At 73.2% G+C, this 16,942-nt stretch carries 17 protein-coding genes; 5 read left to right on the top strand and 12 right to left on the bottom strand.

Annotation, left to right across the window (positions count from 1 at the left end):
* The first annotated feature begins 78 nt into the window (after positions 1 to 78).
* The gene (locus IGS67_RS08240; protein ID WP_192279514.1) at positions 79 to 405 is read left to right on the top strand and encodes a hypothetical protein; all 327 of its coding nucleotides are present in this window, start codon (positions 79 to 81) and stop codon (positions 403 to 405) included.
* A gap of 186 nt (positions 406 to 591) precedes the next feature.
* On the opposite strand, the gene IGS67_RS08235 is transcribed toward IGS67_RS08240, so the two are convergent.
* Both IGS67_RS08235 and IGS67_RS08230 read right to left on the bottom strand, forming a co-directional pair.
* Positions 592 to 1,086, bottom strand: a complete 495-nt coding sequence (locus tag IGS67_RS08235) for a GNAT family N-acetyltransferase (protein WP_192279512.1) — start codon at positions 1,084 to 1,086, stop codon at positions 592 to 594.
* On the bottom strand, positions 1,083 to 1,766 hold the full coding sequence (locus IGS67_RS08230; RefSeq protein ID WP_192279510.1) for a 1-acyl-sn-glycerol-3-phosphate acyltransferase: 684 nt from the start codon (positions 1,764 to 1,766) through the stop codon (positions 1,083 to 1,085). Before IGS67_RS08230 ends, IGS67_RS08235 begins: the two co-directional genes overlap by 4 nt.
* Positions 1,767 to 1,871: 105 nt before the next feature.
* On the opposite strand from IGS67_RS08230, the gene IGS67_RS08225 reads away from it, so the two are divergent.
* The gene (locus IGS67_RS08225; RefSeq protein WP_192279508.1) at positions 1,872 to 2,546 is read left to right on the top strand and encodes a hypothetical protein; all 675 of its coding nucleotides are present in this window, start codon (positions 1,872 to 1,874) and stop codon (positions 2,544 to 2,546) included.
* Between the two features lie 10 nt (positions 2,547 to 2,556).
* Here the strand turns inward: IGS67_RS08225 and IGS67_RS08220 are convergent, their stop codons facing one another.
* Complete coding sequence (locus tag IGS67_RS08220; RefSeq protein WP_192279506.1) at positions 2,557 to 3,069, bottom strand: ASCH domain-containing protein; 513 nt, start codon at positions 3,067 to 3,069, stop codon at positions 2,557 to 2,559.
* A gap of 92 nt (positions 3,070 to 3,161) precedes the next feature.
* On the opposite strand from IGS67_RS08220, the gene IGS67_RS08215 reads away from it, so the two are divergent.
* A complete protein-coding gene (locus IGS67_RS08215) occupies positions 3,162 to 4,436 on the top strand; it encodes an MFS transporter (RefSeq protein ID WP_192279504.1) in 1,275 nt (424 codons plus the stop codon).
* Between the two features lie 188 nt (positions 4,437 to 4,624).
* The gene (locus IGS67_RS08210) at positions 4,625 to 6,739 is read left to right on the top strand and encodes a hypothetical protein (protein WP_192279502.1); all 2,115 of its coding nucleotides are present in this window, start codon (positions 4,625 to 4,627) and stop codon (positions 6,737 to 6,739) included.
* Positions 6,740 to 6,828: 89 nt separating this feature from the next.
* Here IGS67_RS08210 and IGS67_RS08205 read toward each other — a convergent pair whose 3' ends face one another.
* From IGS67_RS08205 to IGS67_RS08175, 7 genes are all read right to left on the bottom strand, one after another.
* Entirely contained in the window at positions 6,829 to 7,815 is a 987-nt protein-coding gene (locus IGS67_RS08205) for a bile acid:sodium symporter family protein (RefSeq protein ID WP_328742065.1), read from the bottom strand.
* Positions 7,816 to 8,018: 203 nt separating this feature from the next.
* The gene (locus IGS67_RS08200) at positions 8,019 to 10,028 is read right to left on the bottom strand and encodes an FtsX-like permease family protein (protein WP_192279500.1); all 2,010 of its coding nucleotides are present in this window, start codon (positions 10,026 to 10,028) and stop codon (positions 8,019 to 8,021) included.
* Entirely contained in the window at positions 10,025 to 10,258 is a 234-nt protein-coding gene (locus IGS67_RS08195) for a hypothetical protein (RefSeq protein ID WP_192279498.1), read from the bottom strand. The genes IGS67_RS08200 and IGS67_RS08195 overlap by 4 nt, the downstream gene beginning before the upstream one ends.
* The gene (locus tag IGS67_RS08190; protein WP_192279496.1) at positions 10,255 to 10,947 is read right to left on the bottom strand and encodes an ABC transporter ATP-binding protein; all 693 of its coding nucleotides are present in this window, start codon (positions 10,945 to 10,947) and stop codon (positions 10,255 to 10,257) included. The genes IGS67_RS08195 and IGS67_RS08190 overlap by 4 nt, the downstream gene beginning before the upstream one ends.
* A complete protein-coding gene (locus IGS67_RS08185; RefSeq protein ID WP_192279494.1) occupies positions 10,944 to 11,504 on the bottom strand; it encodes a PadR family transcriptional regulator in 561 nt (186 codons plus the stop codon). The genes IGS67_RS08190 and IGS67_RS08185 overlap by 4 nt, the downstream gene beginning before the upstream one ends.
* Before the next feature lie 168 nt (positions 11,505 to 11,672).
* On the bottom strand, positions 11,673 to 12,488 hold the full coding sequence (locus IGS67_RS14380) for a macro domain-containing protein (RefSeq protein ID WP_192279491.1): 816 nt from the start codon (positions 12,486 to 12,488) through the stop codon (positions 11,673 to 11,675).
* Positions 12,485 to 12,895: a winged helix-turn-helix transcriptional regulator gene (locus IGS67_RS08175; RefSeq protein ID WP_328742061.1), complete on the bottom strand. Its 411-nt coding sequence runs from the start codon at positions 12,893 to 12,895 to the stop codon at positions 12,485 to 12,487. Before IGS67_RS08175 ends, IGS67_RS14380 begins: the two co-directional genes overlap by 4 nt.
* A gap of 113 nt (positions 12,896 to 13,008) precedes the next feature.
* On the opposite strand from IGS67_RS08175, the gene IGS67_RS08170 reads away from it, so the two are divergent.
* The gene (locus tag IGS67_RS08170; protein WP_192279489.1) at positions 13,009 to 13,650 is read left to right on the top strand and encodes an NAD(P)-dependent oxidoreductase; all 642 of its coding nucleotides are present in this window, start codon (positions 13,009 to 13,011) and stop codon (positions 13,648 to 13,650) included.
* 97 nt (positions 13,651 to 13,747) lie between these two features.
* Here the strand turns inward: IGS67_RS08170 and IGS67_RS14375 are convergent, their stop codons facing one another.
* Positions 13,748 to 15,622 carry a PfkB family carbohydrate kinase gene (locus IGS67_RS14375; protein ID WP_328742058.1) on the bottom strand — a complete coding sequence of 625 codons (1,875 nt, stop codon included), beginning with the start codon at positions 15,620 to 15,622 and terminating at the stop codon, positions 13,748 to 13,750.
* Positions 15,619 to 16,854 (bottom strand): AGE family epimerase/isomerase, encoded by a 1,236-nt coding sequence (locus tag IGS67_RS08155; protein WP_192279487.1) that lies wholly within the window; start codon positions 16,852 to 16,854, stop codon positions 15,619 to 15,621. The genes IGS67_RS14375 and IGS67_RS08155 overlap by 4 nt, the downstream gene beginning before the upstream one ends.
* Between the last annotated feature and the right edge of the window lie 88 nt (positions 16,855 to 16,942).

The following is a 16,942-nucleotide window of genomic DNA, read 5'->3' as shown; positions in this document are numbered from 1 at the left end:
TGACCGAGACACGACGTGACGTGACTCACTAGCGATGAGCGCTTGACCTTTTCTTGACGTGGGAGCACTCTTGTTCCCATGTTCACCACGACGATCTCCGCAGCGCGCACGGCCGACCCGGTCCGCACGACCGTCCGGGTCCGTCGTCCCGCGCACGCCCCCCTCCGCGTCGCTCTCGCGACGGTCCACGTCCTCGACGGGGGCGCGCCCCACGGCGCGCTCACCGGCCCGGCACGTCACGCGCTCGAGCAGCACGCCGGGCTCACGTCCGCGCAGCGCCTCGACCTCAGCTTCCCCACGGCGCTGCCCCGCGCCTACACGCAGGCCCAGGCACGACGCCTCGCGGACGCCCTCACGGCCGCGGGCGCGACCGTCGCCCTCACGGACACGGCGTCCCCGGTCTGACCCGACCCCGGCCGACGCTCCCCGGGAACCCGAGCCGGGCGCCTCGCCTCAGCCCGAGCCCCCGGCTCGCCCTTCCCGACGGATTGATGGGTCCCGACCGTTCGATGGTCGGGACCCATCAATCCGTCGGGAGAACACCGTGCCGGGCAGCGCCGGAGGCGGCAGGTCAGCGGACGGCGCGGCAGATCAGCGGACCAGGCGCACGTCGAGGATGTCGTCCCAGCGCGCGATCCGCTTGCTCGCGCCGTCGCGCCGGAACCCGTGCCGCGCGTAGAACGCGAGCGCCCGACGGTTGAGGTCCGCCGTCCACAGGAACGCCGGCCGGTCGCCGAGCGCGGCCTCGAGCAGCAGATCGGCCAGCCCGGAGCCCTTGGCCTCATCGAGCAGGTAGAGCATGCCGAGCTCGACGTCACGCGGCGCGTCGTCCTCGTGCGGCGCGCACGCGAGCACGAAGCCGACGAGCGTGCCGTCGGCCCGCTCGGCGACGAACGCGCCGGGCGCGTCCGCCCCGCCCAGAATCGCCGTCCACATGCGCTCGTGCGCGGGGACGGACAGGTTCGCGAGCAGCTCGTCGGACAGCATGCCCGGGTACGTCTCGCGCCACGCTCGGACGTGGACGCCCGCGATCGCGGCCGCGTCCTGCGGACGCGCGCGCCGCACGCTCCCCGGGACGACGCTCACGCGTCGGACGCCGTGCCCGACGCGTCAGAGGCCGCCGACGGCTCGACGACGGAGCCCGACGAGCCGTCGGTCGACGCCACCGCGTCGCCAGCGCCCGCGGCGTCCAGCGCGTCCTCCTCACGCAGGCGCGGCTCCGTGCGGAGCGCAGGCCGCACGCCGTGCTTGTCCGCGTAGAACGCGCGCACGACGTCCATGTCTGCGCGCACGTCGCCCGTCGGCGTGAACGTGAGGCCGAGGCCCGTCGTCCGTGTGGGGTTGTCGACGTAGCCGAGCGTGATCGGCAGGTTCGCCGCCGTCGCGATCCGCAGGAAGCCCGACTTCCAGTAGCGGCCCTTGCCGCGCGTGCCCTCGGGCGTGACGACGAGGTAGAACCGCTCCCCCGCCTCGAGGCGCGCGACGACCGCCTCGACAAGACCCGCCGGGTTCGACCGATCGACAGGAATCCCGCCGAGCGCCCGCATGAACCAGCCGAAAGGCCGCTTGAACAGCGACTTCTTGCCGAAGTACTTCACCGTGATCCCCAGGTCCCACGAGATCGCGAGCATGAGGACGAAGTCCCAGTTCGACGTGTGCGGAGCGCCGACGAGCACGCCGACGCCGTCTGTCGGCCGGACCGTCGACCGGTGGTCATAGCGACCGATCGCGAAGATGGCACGGGCGAGCACGCGACGGAACCTCATGACGCCAGAGCCTACGCGCCGCGGCGACCGCGACACGTCCCCGCGGTTGTCCACAGATCTTCGTGCCGTGCTGCGCCTCGCGCGCGCCCGGCGGAGGCTTCGGGGATGACGTCCTTACCGCCCGGTCCCGGTCCCGATCCCTTCCTGCCGCCGCCGGGTGTCGCACAGTCCCACGGCTTCCGGGCAGGACTGCCACCTCACCGGACGACCGACCGCCCGGTCAGTCTCGCGCTCCGCATCCTCGAGGAGATCTTCCGAGGGCTTGCCGCACTCATCGCCATCGTGTCCGCGGTCGCTGCCGTGCTCCTCGTCGGAGTGATCACCCTCTTCATGATCACCGGCACGCTGACCGACAGCGCACCGTTCGACCCGACCGATCGCAGCCGCCCGTCGCTCTGGTCGCTCAAGCCGCTCATCAGCGTGAGCGTCGCGACGGTCGCGGCACTCCTCATCGGCTTCGTCCGCAAGGTCGCGGACGACCGCGCGGCACCACCGCCCTGGGCGCCTGTGACGCGTCAGGACGTCGCACGGCGTGCACACGCCGCAGGCCTCACCGCCGCCGTGGTCCTCGCGCCCCTCGCCTGGCTCAACTTCGCGGCCGCCGTCTTCGTCACGTTCCCGCTCGAACTGCCGCCCGACGTCATCCGGGAGGTGGCGACCCCGCTCCTCACCGCTGCGACAGCGCTCACGGTCGCAGCGATCACACTTGCGCTCACGTACCCCCGCCGTCGCGCCGGTCGTCGCCGCCAACGCCACGCGACGGCGTCGCGCGCGAGCTGACGCCTGCGTCTCAGCCCACGAGGCTACCCCCGCGGTCGTCGCCGACGGAGGCGAGCACCTCGAACCGTTCGAGGACGACGGGCGTGCGCGCGGGGTCGAAGCGCTCGCCACGCGCCGCGCACAGCTCGCCGAAGTACTCGAGGTGAACCGCGCGCCACACGTCGGAGGACCCGTCGCCCTCCGCGAGCGCGAAGGCCTCGTCGGCGTCGTCGAGCACGCCCGTGCGGGTGTGCGTCGTCCGCAGGACGTGGACGGGCGCGCCCTCGCCGTCGACGAGCACCCACCGGTCCCCCGGAGACGGCACCCGGCCGCGGCCGTCGAGGTAGGAGGTGACGAGGTCCGACGTCGCGCGCTTGCCGCGGGCTGCGACCCAGTCGGCGATCTCGGTCGCGTACGCGGCGGTCGTCGCGAACCTGTCGGCCGTCCAAGGGCCGTCGGGGTCGCCCGACGCGTCGAGGTACGCATGCCACAGGCGCGCCGCCGCGTCGAGGTCGGCGGGCGCGGCGGGACGGTCGGGGTGCACGTCACCAGTGTGCCGCGACGCACGTCACCGCGTCCGGTGCCAGGACCGCGTCCGGTGCCGGGACCGCGTCGGACGCGTGCGACGCTGGGGCGATGCACGTCCTCTCCCCCGCCGCCGCGCAGAAGCGCGCGCTCACCGTCCTCGTCTGCGCGCAGATCCTCTCGGGTGCGGGCCTCGCCGCCGGCATCACCGTCGGCGCGATCCTCGCCGAGGACATCCTCGGGACGACGGCGCTCGCCGGGGTTCCGACGGCGCTCTTCGCGGCGGGCTCGGCGCTCGCCGCGGTGCTCATCGGTCGGCTTTCGCAGCGCTCGGGGCGGCGGCCAGGGCTCGCGTCGGGCTACCTCGTCGGGGCACTCGGCGCGCTCGGCACGGTCGCCGCGGCGACCGCGGGGAACGGGCCCGCGCTCTTCGCGGCGCTCTTCGTCTACGGCGCGGGCTCGGCGACGAACCTCCAGGCGCGGTACGCGGGCGCCGACCTCGCCGAGCCGCACCGGCGGGCGTCGGCGATCTCGACGGTTCTCGTCGCGACGACGCTCGGCGCGGTCGCGGGCCCCAACCTCGTCGAGCCGACCGGTGCGGTCGCCGAGGCGCTCGGCCTGCCACGACTCACGGGGCCGTTCCTTCTCGCGGCGCTCGCGTACGCGGCGGCGGCGCTCGTCCTCGCCGTGTGGTTGCGGCCCGACCCGCTCGTGCTCGCGCGCGAGCTCGCGTCGGAGTCAGCGGCCGGGGTGCCCGACGGTTCCGCGGCGGACGTCGTCGCCGGCTCGTCGTCGTCGACCGTCTCACCTGCCCCCGCCGCCGCGCACGACCGCTCCGGCGTGCGCCTCGGCGCCGCCGTCATGGTGACGACGCAGATCATCATGGCCGCGGTCATGACGATGACCCCGGTCCACATGAAGCACCACGGGCACGGGCTCGGTGCCACGGGCCTCGTCATCGGGCTGCACATCGCGGCGATGTACCTGCCGGCGCCGCTCTCCGGCCGCCTCGTCGACCAGCTCGGGTCGCACGCCGTGGCGCGCCTCGCGGCGCTGACCCTCGTGGCAGCGGCGCTCACGGCGGCGTTCGCACCGCCGACGTCGCTGCCGCTCGTGGCGCTCGCGCTCGTCCTGCTGGGGCTCGGCTGGAGCCTCGGGCTCGTCTCGGGGACGACGGCGCTCACGAACGCCGTGCCGCTCGAGCGGCGCGCACAGGTGCAGGGGTCGGTCGACGTGCTCGTCGCGATCGGCGGTGCGGGCGCAGGCATGGCGTCGGGCCTCGTCATGAGCACGTGGAGCTTCGGGACGCTCAGCCTCGTGGGCGCGGTGCTCGCGGTCGCGCTCGTGGGGGTGCTCGCGCTGCGGCCGGGCGTCGCGCGCAGCTAGGCTGGCCACAGGTCCGAAGGGACGGCCCCGCGAGCACGTGTGGGGACGAACCGTCGACAGCAACCCCGACTTCTCCTCACCTGCTGCGTCAACCCGGTTCCGCACGACGAGTGCGTACTGCTAGCCTGCGCGCACGTACATCCGTGACCAGCCTCAGCGCTGCGGCATCGGCACCCCGGAGCAGACACATGCGCAACGCCCACACCCACCGGTCGCACTTCGTCGGGACCGTCCTCCTTCTCGTCGGGGCGATCGTCACCACCGTCGCACCTGCCGCGAGCGCACAGGTCGACCCCGAGAGCCGCGCAGCCACAGGGATCATCGTCGACGCGGCCGGGCTCCCCCTTGCAGGACTGACGGTCACGACCTGCACGACCGTCGTCGATCGGGCCGACCTGGGTCAGTGCCCGGCGGATGTCTCCGCAGACAACGGGTCGTTCACGATCCCCGACGTGGATGGCGCGGCCGTCGCCGTCACCGTCCTCACACGTTCGACCGAGGTCCTCGATCGACGTCTCGCGCCGATGAGGTTTCATACGATCGTCCGCGACGAGCCGACGACACACCGCATCAAACTTCACCGGCTGCTGCGGGCAACCGGACGCCTCATCGGCCCGCACGGCCCGCTGAGCGGCGCAAGCGTCGTGCATGTCGATCGCGACCGGCCGTCGAGCCAGTTCTTCACCGCGACCAGCGGAGCGGGTGGCCAGTTCGAGATCGACATCTATCCCACCTCAGGGTGGTGCCATCTGGATATCGACGCCGCGGATCATCTCAGCCCTCCGACGTCACGGCGCTGCGCGTGGGGCGACCGTGTCGACTTCGGCGATGTCCGGCTTCGGCTCGACCGTACGGTGACGATCACCGCGGCAGGGCCCGACGGAGGTCCGCTGAGCGGATTCAAGGTGAGCGTCAGAGATCCGGACGGCCAGACCTACACCGAGGCGACATCGTTCCCGAGATATGGCGAGATGACCCTCGGAATCGGTCTCGGCGACGGCCGGCCCTACACGATGACGCTCATTCCCGACGACCCGAGCCTTTACGCCCTCCCGGTGAGCGTCACCCCCTCGGCCACGGACAAGCACCAGGTGCTGACGATTCCCACGCTCCGCTACGCCGCATTGCGAGCGCAGGCCACGACGCCCGCCGGGCAGCCAGCAAGGAACGTCTCGTTCGACCTCGCGCAGCTCGATGGAGAGGCGTGGATCCACAAGGCCACGCTTGAAGTCTCCGACGGGTCGCTGAACTACGCGCAGCTTCGGCCGGGACGCTACCGACTCACGCCGTCTGCTCTCCAGGCTCTTCCTGAGGCTCCCCGCGAGTTCACCGTGGACGGTTCCGTCGATGTCGACCTTGGTGACGTCACTGTGCGTCCCTTCGCTGCGGGCTACCGCGCCAGCCTGACGCTGGCTCCGCCACGCGTGTCGCCGAACTACGCGTATCGCGAAGGCACATTTCCGGTGATCTCCACCACGGTCACAGGTTTTCTCCACGGTGTCGTTGCTGCGCCGGACGGGTCCCTCCGGATCGACCTGCTCGACGGCACGGGCAGAGTCGTCTCGAGCCAGGCGCTCCACGGATCTACCGTTTCGGCAGAACTCCCGTCGGACCAGGTCGGGACCCAGTCGGGTTTCCGATTCCGCGTCCGGGGGAACGGCTTCTACGCGGAGACTCGCTCAGCCGTTGCGCCGCCGCACACGATCAGCCGTCATGCCTCCCGACTTGGCACGCCGAAGCTCACGGACCGCTCCGTTCCGTGGGACGAGCGGACGTCCGTCTCGGTCCCGTTCACCGGAGTGCGCCGAGGGCCTTTCGAGCTCCTTGTCGACGGAGCCGTCGTCGCTCGGACCGACTACGGGAAGTCGGGCGATCGCAACGGCAACATCTCCTTCCTCGTCCCGAAGCTCTCGATCGGCAAGCACAGGGTCCAGGTTCGGCGCCCCGTCTCAAAGGCCGATGCGGCAGCGACCTCCGCGTCGGCGACCCTCTCCGTCACACGGGCCAGAGCCGCGGGCCGTCCAGCAATCACCGCTTCGAGATTCGCCCGAGGGACACGCCCGACGATTCGCGTGCGCCTTCCTCGAACGGCTGCAGGGACGCCTCTCACAGGCAAGATGACCATCTACGTGGGGTCCGCAGCGGTCACGACCGTTCGTCTGTCCAAGAACTCCCCTCGGACTGTGAAGATCAAGCTTCCCCACCGCGCTACGAGGTCGATCAAGGTGCGCGCCGTCTACAAGGGCAGCTCGAAGTTCGTCGGCGTCTCATCGAGGACCGTGACGGTCAAGGTGCGCCGCTGACCAGGGAGACCACACGTGTGCCGTGACGGGCATCGAGACGCTCGTGCTCGCGACGGCAGCACGCCCACGCTCCGCGGCGTCGGAGGCGGTCAGTGCGATGTGGGTCCCTGCGCCAGCCGGCGCGCGAGGATCACGCACACCGTGAGCTGCAGCTGGTGGTACGCGATGACGGGCAGGGCGAGCCCAGCCGCGACGGCGGGCGCGAACAGCACGGTCGACATGGGCAGACCGGTTGCGGCCGACTTCTTCGAGCCGCACATGAGCAGCGCGATCCGCTCGGGCCGGGTGAGCCCGAGGCGCCCGCCGCCCCACCACGTGAGGCCGAGCATGATCGCGAGCAGCACCGCACACACCCCGAGCAGGGCCGCGAGGACGAGGGGCGTGACCTCGTCCCACGCCCCCGACGTCGAGGCCTCGGACACCGACGTGTAGACAACGAGGAGAATCGTCGCGCGGTCCGTCACGCGCGTGAGGCGCGGGTGCGCGCGCAACCACGCGCCGACGAGCGGCTGCAGGAGCTGCCCGACGACGAACGGCGCGAGCAGCATCCCGAGGGCAGGCAGCAGCACGGACCCCGCGCCACCCGTCCCGCCCGCGCCGAGCAGCGCGATCGCGAGGACGGGCGTGACGACCACGCCGAGGACGTTCGAGACGGTCGCGCCCGTGAGCGCCGCGGGCACGTCGCCGCGCGCCTCGGCCGTGAGGACGACCGACGACTGGACCGTCGAGGGCAGGATCGACAGGTAGAGCAGCCCGCGCCGCACATCGGGCGGCAGGACGGCATCGGGCACGAGCTGCACCGCGAGCCCGAGCAGCGGGAAGACGAGGAACGTCGCGGCGAGCATCGTCCCCTGCACACGGATGCGACGCATAGCCCGCAGCAGCTCGCCCGACGGCATGCGCGCGCCGTACAGGAGGAAGAGGAGGACGACGGCTCCGTCGCGGACGCCGTCGAGCACGTCGCCGACTGCACCTCGCGCGGGCAGCAGGAGACCGAGGACGAGGAGCCCGAGGATCGACGCGGTGAGCGGGTCGACCCACCGCCGCCACACCCGCGCATGCTCCGTGATTCCCACCCGCCGACCCTATCGGCGCGGCGACGGGTGTCGCTGGTCCGGCGGCGCCACGCCCACCCGCGACTCTGTGCTCTACCCGCGGGTCTCGGTCCGCGGGTAGAGCACACACTTGCGGTAGCCGCCCGGCCGCGCGGCCGCGCGGAGCGGGGACGGGCAAGAGGGGGCCGCGCCGTCCCCCAGCGCCGGCGCGGCCCGCCCGTTCCTCACTCCTCGCGGAGCAGCTCCGGGGTGAGGCGCGTCGTTGCCGCAGGCAGCGTGAGGAGCGGCACGAGCACGACGACGATCCCGACGACGGCCAGCAGGAGCGGCATCCCTGCGCTGACAACCTCGACGCCCAGATCTGCCGAGTGCGCGACCGCCCCGACGACGGCGAGCCCGACGCCTCCCGCGAGAAGCACTGCGATCGCGAGCGGCAGGAGCACCTGCCAGGCCTGGGCAGCGAGGAGCGTACGCGCCGGGACACCGAGCGCGACAAGCCTCGCGAGCGTGCGGCGACGTGCGCGCACCCGGTCGATCGCGGTGATCACGATGCCTAGACCCGCGACGCCGACGATCCCCGCGACGCCGACGAGGAGCTGCGCGCGCAGCAGCTCGACCTCGTCGAACGTGTCGCGGTCGATCTCACCCATGTCGAAGCCGCGCGCGGTGATGCCCTCGCGCACCCGCTGCCACGTCGCCGGACCACCCTCGATGACGACGGACGCGTACGCCATGGGGATCGTGTCGACCCCGGGCAGGGAGACGGGCACGAAGTAGCCGTAGGGGATGAGGGACTCGGTCCAAACCTCGACCCCGGGGTGGCCCCAGCGCGCGGCGGTCGCGGCGTCGTCGGCGCGGATCGGCTCGCCGTCGAGCCTCACGGGTGTCCGGACGAGGTCGTAGGCAGCGTCGAACGTCGCCAGCTCGATCGTCTCGGTCGGCGGGGGGTCGCTCGCACGTCCGACGATCCGCGCGGCTGTGTCGTCACGGCAGCCGTCGACGACCATGACCGCACGCAGCTCGGCGCACGTCCCGACGAACGGCTGCCAGCCCAGACCGCTCATCCGTTGACCGTCAGGACCGCGAGCCATGATGAGGTCGGGCAGTGCCGCGAGGACCTCGGGCACCGCGCGCAGGCTGTCGAGATCGGCGACGGTGGGCTGCGCGGTCGCTGCCGGGCCACCCGTGTCCGGCAGGTCGGGCGGCATGACGGTGACCGCGACAGGCCCGCCTGCGACCTGGGCCCGCTCCGTCTGGTAGGTCGCGTCCCCGGTGAGCGCTCCGAGGTAGCCCGCGGCGCACGTCGCGAGGAGGACGACGACGGCAACCCCCGCGACGATGCGCGGGACGGACGCGGGCTCCGTCTGCACACCGCGGCCCGCGAGCACCGCGGCCGTGCTGCGGCTGCGGGCGAGACAACCGGCGACCCACGCCGTGAGCACGCCTGGCAGGGTGACGACGCCGACCGTCAGCAGGACGAGTCCCGCACCGAGGACGACGAGGACCGGGATGGGCGATTCGTCGATGTCGGCGACGCGCGCGACACCGAGGACCACCTCACCCCCGTAGAGCATCCGTATCGTTCCGGGCAGGCCGAGGACGCCCCAGGCGACGATGGCGGCTCCAGCACCGAACGGCGCGAGGCCCCACGGTGCTGGTGTCCGGCGAGTGCTCGTCGCGCGTTGCGCGAGCGGGTTGCCGGTGAGCCTCCAGGTCCCGGCGATCGACGCGAGCCCCGCAAGGAGGACAAGACCGACGACGACCGCGGTCGACCCGGCCACGGTGACACGCAGCGGGGCGACGAACCAGTCGGCCCGCTCGGGTGCTGCATGCACGGCGAGGTCGACAAGCGGGGCGACCGCGGCGGCGAGCCCCACCCCAGCAAGCGCCCCGGCCCCGGCGAGCAGTCCCGCCTCGGTCGCCCCGACGGCCCGCGTCCGCCATGGCCCGAGCCCGAGCACGCGCAGCGCTGCAAGGCGTCGGTCGCGCGTCGCGCCGGAGAGGCGGCCCGATGCGACGAGCAGGATAGCGAGCGGCAGGAGGACGATCGTCAGGAGCGCGACAAGCGTGAGCAGCTCGTCCGTCGATGCCCCGTCGGACAGCACGGCCTGCGGCACCGCGAGGGAGAGGGCGAGCAGGAGCCCGCCGAGGACGTTGACGCCGACCTGAGCGGCGAGCCGATACGTGCCGCCTGCACGTGCAAGACGCCAGGCGACGGGGAGCAGCGTCGTCATGACTCGGCCCTCAGCAGCTCGGGCGTGAGCCGGACGCGAGCGCCGACGAGGACGGGCAGCGCGCTGGTCTCGTCGTCCGGGTTCGCGTACGGCGACGCGAAGGCGTCGGGCAGCGCCGCGAGGAGCACGACGGTGACGCCTCCGATGACGTTGGCGAGCACGGTCGCGCCGAGGCGGAACCAGCCACCCGCGCTGGCCAGCCGCCACGAGAGAGCGAGGAGCGCGCTCACCGCGGCGTGGCCTCGAGCGCCGCGCCCGCGACGGTCCGGCCGTCACGCACGAGGATGTCCCGGGAGGCGTACGACGCGACGCGGAGGTCGTGCGTGACGAGGACGACGGCGCTGCCCTGGTCGCGGGCGGCGTCGACGAACGCCTCGAGGACGAGCTCGCCCGTCACCGTGTCGAGGGCGCCCGTGGGCTCGTCGGCGAGGACGACGGGCGGCGTGTGGACGAGCGCGCGGGCAACCGCGGCGCGCTGGGCCTGCCCGCCCGACACCTCCGAGAGGCGACGGTCGGCCTCGGCTGCGACGCCGAGGCGGTCGAGCATCTCGAGCGCCCGCGCCCGCGCGGGTCCGGCCTTCGTGCCCGTGAGGCGTAGGGGCAGCTCGACGTTCTCGACGACGGTGAGCTCGGGGACGAGCTCGCCGTGCTGGAACACGAAGCCGAGCTGGCGCAGTCGCACGTCGGAGCGGCGTCGCTCGCTCAGCGCGTCGATGCGCTGCCCCGCAAGCTCGACCGTGCCCGCGTCGGGACGCAGCAGGCCCGCGAGGAGGTGGAGGAGCGTCGACTTCCCCGAGCCCGAGGGGCCCATGAGGGCGACGATCTCGCCCGGTGCGACGGACACGCTCGCGTCGAGGAGCGCGGTCGTCGGGCCGAACGACTTGGCGAGGTGCGTGCCGGTGAGGACGGGGGTGGTCATCGGGTCTCCTCGGTGAGGGGCGTGAGGGGGTGGCTGCCGCCGCGGACCTCCGCGGCGAGCTGGTCGAGGCGGGCTCCGGCGAGCTCGATCCAGCGGAGGTCGGCGTCGAGGTGCGCGATCTCGTAGTCGCCCGCGAGCCGGTCGACGAGGTCGCCCGCGCGTCGGGCGGCGGTGAGCTCGCGCATGCGGGCGAGGTAGGCGGCGCGCTGGCCGTCGAGGACGTCGGTCGCGGACCTGCCCGCGACGAGCGCGAGGACGACCTTGGTGAAGAGCTCGGACGGGCGGCCCGACGGGACGTGAGGCGTGGAGAGCCATGCGTCGAGCTCGCCGGCGCCGTCGGGCGTGATGGCGTAGACCTTGCGGTCGGCACCCTCCCCCTGCTCGATGCCGACGCCACCGGCGAGGCCGTCGCGCTCGAGGCGCGCGAGCGTCGAGTACACCTGGCCGTACTTGAGCTCGCGACCCTGGCCGAGGAGCTCGTCGTAGCGTCGCTTGAGCGCGAAGCCGTGCGTGGGGCCCGCGTCGAGGAAGGCGAGCAGCGCCATGGGAACCGTCATGAGCAGGACTGTACACCCGGTGTATACCCTCAGTGAACACCGACGGGCGGACGAGCTCCGCGAGAGCTCGGCACGGCTACGCGCGGTTTCCAGTCGCGCACGCGTGTTCAAACCCGCGCGCACGACTGGGAACCGCGCGTAGGCGGCCTGCCCTGGCGTGCGGTTCTCCTACGACGCTCGCGCCGCGAGCACGTCCTCGTAGGTCTCGCGGGAGGCCGCCGAGTAGGCGACGAGCACGACATGCATCCCCGCGCCCGGGTGCGCGGCGAGCCACTCGACGACGGACGCGACCGCGACCGTCGCCGCCTCGTACGGCGGGTAGCCGAACGCGCCCGCGGAGATCGCCGGGAACGCGACCGACGCGTCACCTGCGCGCCGCGCGGCCTCGAGGCACGCGAGGTAGCAGGACCGCAGCAGGGCGGCGTCGGTCGCCGTCGGCCCGCCCTCGTGGACGACCGGGCCGACCGTGTGGAGGACGTGCCGCGCCGGCAGGTGGTAGGCGCTCGTCACCTGCACGGAGCCCGTCGGCTCGGGGTGGCCCTGGGCCCCGACGAGGTCGGCGCACTCGGCCCGCAGGCCCGGGCCAGCCGCGGCGTGGATCGCGTTGTCGACGCATGCGTGCTCGGGCGTGAAACAGCCGAGCATCGCGGAGTTCGCGGCGTTGACGACGGCGTCGACGCGCAGCGTCGTGAGGTCACCCTGCCAGAGGCTCACCGACGCGAGCGGCCCGTCGTCGGCGAGCCGCGGGAGCGTCGCCGCGTCCGTGACGGGGCGGGCTGCGGCCTCGCGCGCGAGCAGCGTGTCGAGCGCGTCGGCGACGTGCCCGGGCAGGGGTCGGGGCGGGCGCAGCGTGAGGAGCGCGGCGAGGTGCGCGCGTACCTCGGTCTCCTTCGCGCGCGGTCCGGGCGCAGCGGGTGCGGGGCGGCCCCAGCCGCGCGCTTCGGCGTCGAAGAAGTCCGCGAGCTCGCGGACGTCGGGCGTCACGGCGCGCTCCGCTCTGCCTGGGGCCCGACGGCGGCGCCCGGCAGCCCGGCGTCGTAGAGGTCGCGCGCGTCGACGACGGCGTCCATGTGGGTGACGGCCCAGCGGGAGAGCGCGGCGAGCGGCTCCGTGAGCGAGCGGCCGAGCTCGGTGAGCTCGTAGTCGACGCGCGGCGGGACGGTCGGGTGGACGGTGCGGTCGACGAGGCCGTCGCGCTCAAGGGAGCGCAGGGTTTGGGTGAGCATCTTCTGGGAGATGCCGTCGACGGTGCGTGCGAGCTCGCTGAAGCGCCGCGATCCGTCCGCGAGCGCGCCGACGATGAGGACGGTCCAGCGGTCACCGATGCGGTCGAGGAGCAGCCGCGAGGGGCAGCCGCGCTCGAAGGGGTCCCACAGCAGTTCGTCGTCCACGTCCGTTCATGTCCTTCCACGCACCTCAAAGTGCGTACTTCCCGCCGGAGAGTGACTCACCTACGGTAAGCATAGGCCGCGAACGACGCGGCGACCAGACCCAGGAGGAACCCATGACCCGCATTACCGTGCTCGGCGGAACCGGCTACACCGGGACGAACATCGTCCGCGAGGCCCTTGCCCGCGGCCTTGAGGTCACCGCCGTCGCGCGCAACACCCCGGCCTCGCCCGTCGAGGGCGTCACGTACGTCACCGGTGACGCGGCCGACGCCGCGACCATCGAGGCCGCAGCCCAGGGCGCCGACGTTCTCGTCTCGGCACTCGCACCGCGTGGCCCGCTCCTCACGCCGTTCCGCGAGGTCATCGGCCGTGCCGCAGCCGCAGCCCAGGCCGCTGGTGCGCGACTCGGTGTTGTTGGTGGCGCGGGTTCACTCCTCGTTGCCGAAGGTGGCCCGCGCGTCGTCGACGGTGACTTCCCCGAAGCGTTCCGCGACGAGGCCCTGACGATGTCCGCCGTGCTCGAGGACCTCCGCGCCTCCGACGCGGGCCTCGACTGGTTCATGGTGAGCCCCGCCGCTGGCTACGGCTCCTACGCCCCGGGCGAGCGCGTGGGCACGTACCGCACGGGTGGTGACGTGCTCCTCGTCGACGACGAGGGCCAGTCGTTCATCGGCGGCGAGGACTTCGCCACCGCATTCGTCGCCGAAATCGTCACCCCGGCGCACCGTCGGGCCCGCTTCACGGTCGCGTACTGATCCCCATCAACGCCGAGGTCGCTGCCTAGAGCCGAGGTCGCTGATTGTGATCAGCGACCTCGGCTCTAGGCAGCGACCTCGCGGGTAGGCAGCGGGATTAGCGCGTGCGCATCGCCTCGTAGGCGTCCCGGACGACGTCAGCGCCGGGCTTGGCGTACATGCAGTAGTCGGTGTTCGACGGCGCGTCCTCGGGTGCGTAGAGCTCGGCGGGCCAGTCCCACAGGAAGAAGCCTTGGACCCAGGGCCGTCGCGCGCACGCCTCGAACATCTCGGCGAGGTAGTCGGCCTGCGCCTGCCCCGACGGCTCGCCCGCGAGTGCCCAGTCGTTGGGCCGGGCGGGCGACGTGTCACGGCTGGGACAGCCCGCCTCGAGGAAGACGAAGGGCTTGCCCTCGCGCTCGACGACGGCCTCGATGCGGTCGAGGTGCTGCTCCCACGTGCCGGTCGGGTAGTAGCCGGACGACGAGATGACGTCGACCGCGTCCCACCACGTGAGGCGGTCCTCCTGGTACTTGTCGCAGTTGTAGGTGACGAGGCCCGAGTAGACCTCGCGCACGGCGGCGACCAGCGCGCGCCACTCGGCGTCGCGGCCGTCGGCGCGGACCATCTCGCAGCCGACGGAGAGCATCTCGACGCCCTCCTCGGCGGCGATCCGCGCGTGGTGGACGACGAAGGCCGTGTACTGCTCGAACCACTGCGCCCACGTGGGCTCGCCGGGGACGTCGGCATCGAAGAAGCCGATGAACGCGCGCCACGTGCCGTCGGCGGAGTCGACGACGGGCTTGAGGCAGACCTTCCAGCCGCGCTGCTTGGCCGCGCGGATCGCGGCGCGCACCTCGTCGTCGGTCACGGTGGGCTCGTCGCCGAAGGGGATCTCGGTCGACTGCGCGGTCGCCTGCTGCGCGGTGAACGCGACGGCGACCCAGTCGACGCCGAGCGTGGCGAGCTCGTCCATCGAGCGCTCGGCGGCCGGCCCCGTCCACGTGCCGCGGACGCCCGTCCAGCCCCACGTCATGCCCGTGCACGGCGCGCCGGCGAAGGACACGGGGGCGACGGGTCCGAGGACGTCGCGCAGCTCGGCACGCGTGGGCGGGTTGGCGCCCGCGCGGGAGACGGTGACGGACGCGGCTGCCGCCGCGGCGCGGGCAGCGGAGAGGACTGCCGCGTCGGACAGGGAGCGGAGGCGTGCGGCACCGTCCGCGCCAGCGACGCCGCGCGTCGCGAGCGCGTCGAGCAGCGCCCCCATGAACGTGTCGCCCGCACCGACGGTGTCGACGACGTCGACGCGCCGCCCGGGCACCTCGAGGAGGGTGCCGTCGTGCCGCAGCAGCCAGGCGCCGTCGCCGCCGCGCGTGACGACGACGAGCCCTGCGCCCCACGCGGACCAGCGGCGTGCGACGTCGAGCGGGTCGGCGCCGGGCGCGAACCAGGCGAGGTCCTCGTCGGACACCTTGACGACGTCCGCGAGCGCGACGATCTCCTCGACGCGCTCCCGCACGGCGTCGCCGTCGCGGACGAGGGCGGGCCGGATGTTGGGGTCGACGCCGACGACGGCGCGGCCGCGTGCGCGGCGCACGGCGTCGCGCACGGAGGTTCCGCCAGGCTCGAGGAACAGGGCGATCGACCCGACGTGCAGGACGTCGGCGTCCGCGACGGACACGTCACCGAGCTCCCACGCGAGGTCGAACTCGTAGGACGCGACGCCCGCGGCATCGAGCGTCACGGCGGCCGACGACGTGCGGCCGGTCGACGGCACGTGCGCCGCGACGGACACCGCAGACGCTTCGAGCCAGCCGCGCACGAGCCGCCCGCGCTCGTCGTCCGCGAGCGCGGTGACGAGGGTGACGTCCCGGCCGAGCCGGCCGAGGGTGAGGGCGACGTTCGCGAGCGAGCCGCCCGGCAGGTCGCGCGGTCCTTCAGACCCGGGGACGACGTCGACGAGGGCCTCGCCGACCACGAGGAAGCGGGTCATGACGCCACCTGCCCGTCCGCGACGGCGCGCGCGATCGAGGGGCCGAGCGGGAGGCGCGGCAGGAGCGCCGCCTGCACTGCGTGGTAGAGGTCGGGCTTACCGGGCCACACGGTGCCAGCGGGCTCGAGCGTCGGGGAGAGCTCGTGGTGCCACGATCCGTGCTCGTGGTCGACGACGTGCGTGACGATGTGGTCCCACCAGCGGGCGTAAAGCTCGGCGTAACGGTCCTCGCCCGTGCGGCGGTGGAGCGTGTCGGCCGCGGCGGCGGCCTCGGCGGCGACCCAGTGCATGCGGTCGCGGACGACGGGCTGCCCGGTCCAGTCGGTCGTGTAGACGAAGCCCTCGGCGCCGTCGGCGTCCCAGCCGTCGGCGGTCGCGCGGTCGAAGAGCGCGACGGCGGCGGGCAGGAGGTCGTCCGGGGCGGCGAGCCCGAGCGCGCTCTCGACGTGCAGCAGGAGCCGCGCCCACTCGAAGCCGTGGCCGATCGTCGCTCCGTACGGCTTGAACTGGTCGCCCGGGCGGTCGGCGTTGAGCTCGAGGTCGGCGACCCAGTCGGGCCCGAAGTGCTCGGGCAGACGGCCGTCGTGCTGCCCGGAGAGCTCGACGACGAAGCTCGCGATGCTCGCCGCGCGGTCGCGCCACGCGGCGTCACCCGTCGCGTCGGCGACCGCGAGGAGCGCCTCGACGGAGTGCATGTTCGAGTTGATGCCGCGGTACGTGTCGAGCTCGGAGAACGTCACGTCCCAGGTGTCGACGGCCCGGCCGACGGACTCGTCCCAGAACTTCTCGAGGTAGACGGCGCACGCCTCGTCGAGCAGCTCGCGCGCCCCCGGCAGGCCGGCGAGCGTCGCGCTCGACGCGGCGAGCAGCACGAACGCGTGGTCGTAGCAGGACTTGCCCGAGGCGACGTCGGGCGTGCCCTGCGCATCGAGCGCGTGGAACCAGCCACCGTGCTCGGTGTCGCGCAGCGGGCCGGTGAGGCCCGCGAGCGCGCCGGCCGCGACGGTCGCTGAGCCCGGCACGCCGAGCATCGCGCCGAGCGCGTACACGTGGACGGTGCGGCACGTGATCCACGTCTGCACGCCGCGGTCGGTCCAGGGCCGACCGTCGTCGCCGAGGTAGGCGGCGCCGCCGCCGGGGGCGACGACGTGCGCGCGCCCGAAGTCGAGGAGGTCGCGGACGTGCTGGTCGAGCCAGGCACGGTGCGTGGGCAGGGAGGTCCAGGGGATCATCGGTGAGCCCTTCGTCGTCGTGCGGCCGGGAAGGTGGACGCCCGCCCCGGTGAGGTGCGTGCGGAGGCGACGGCGGCACCCCGGGGTG

The sequence above is a fragment of the Flavimobilis rhizosphaerae genome, assembly GCF_014852685.1.
GTDB classification, from domain to species: domain Bacteria; phylum Actinomycetota; class Actinomycetes; order Actinomycetales; family Cellulomonadaceae; genus Flavimobilis; species Flavimobilis rhizosphaerae.
Note: the sequence above shows the minus strand (reverse complement) of the source record. Positions and strands in the feature narration are given on the sequence as shown.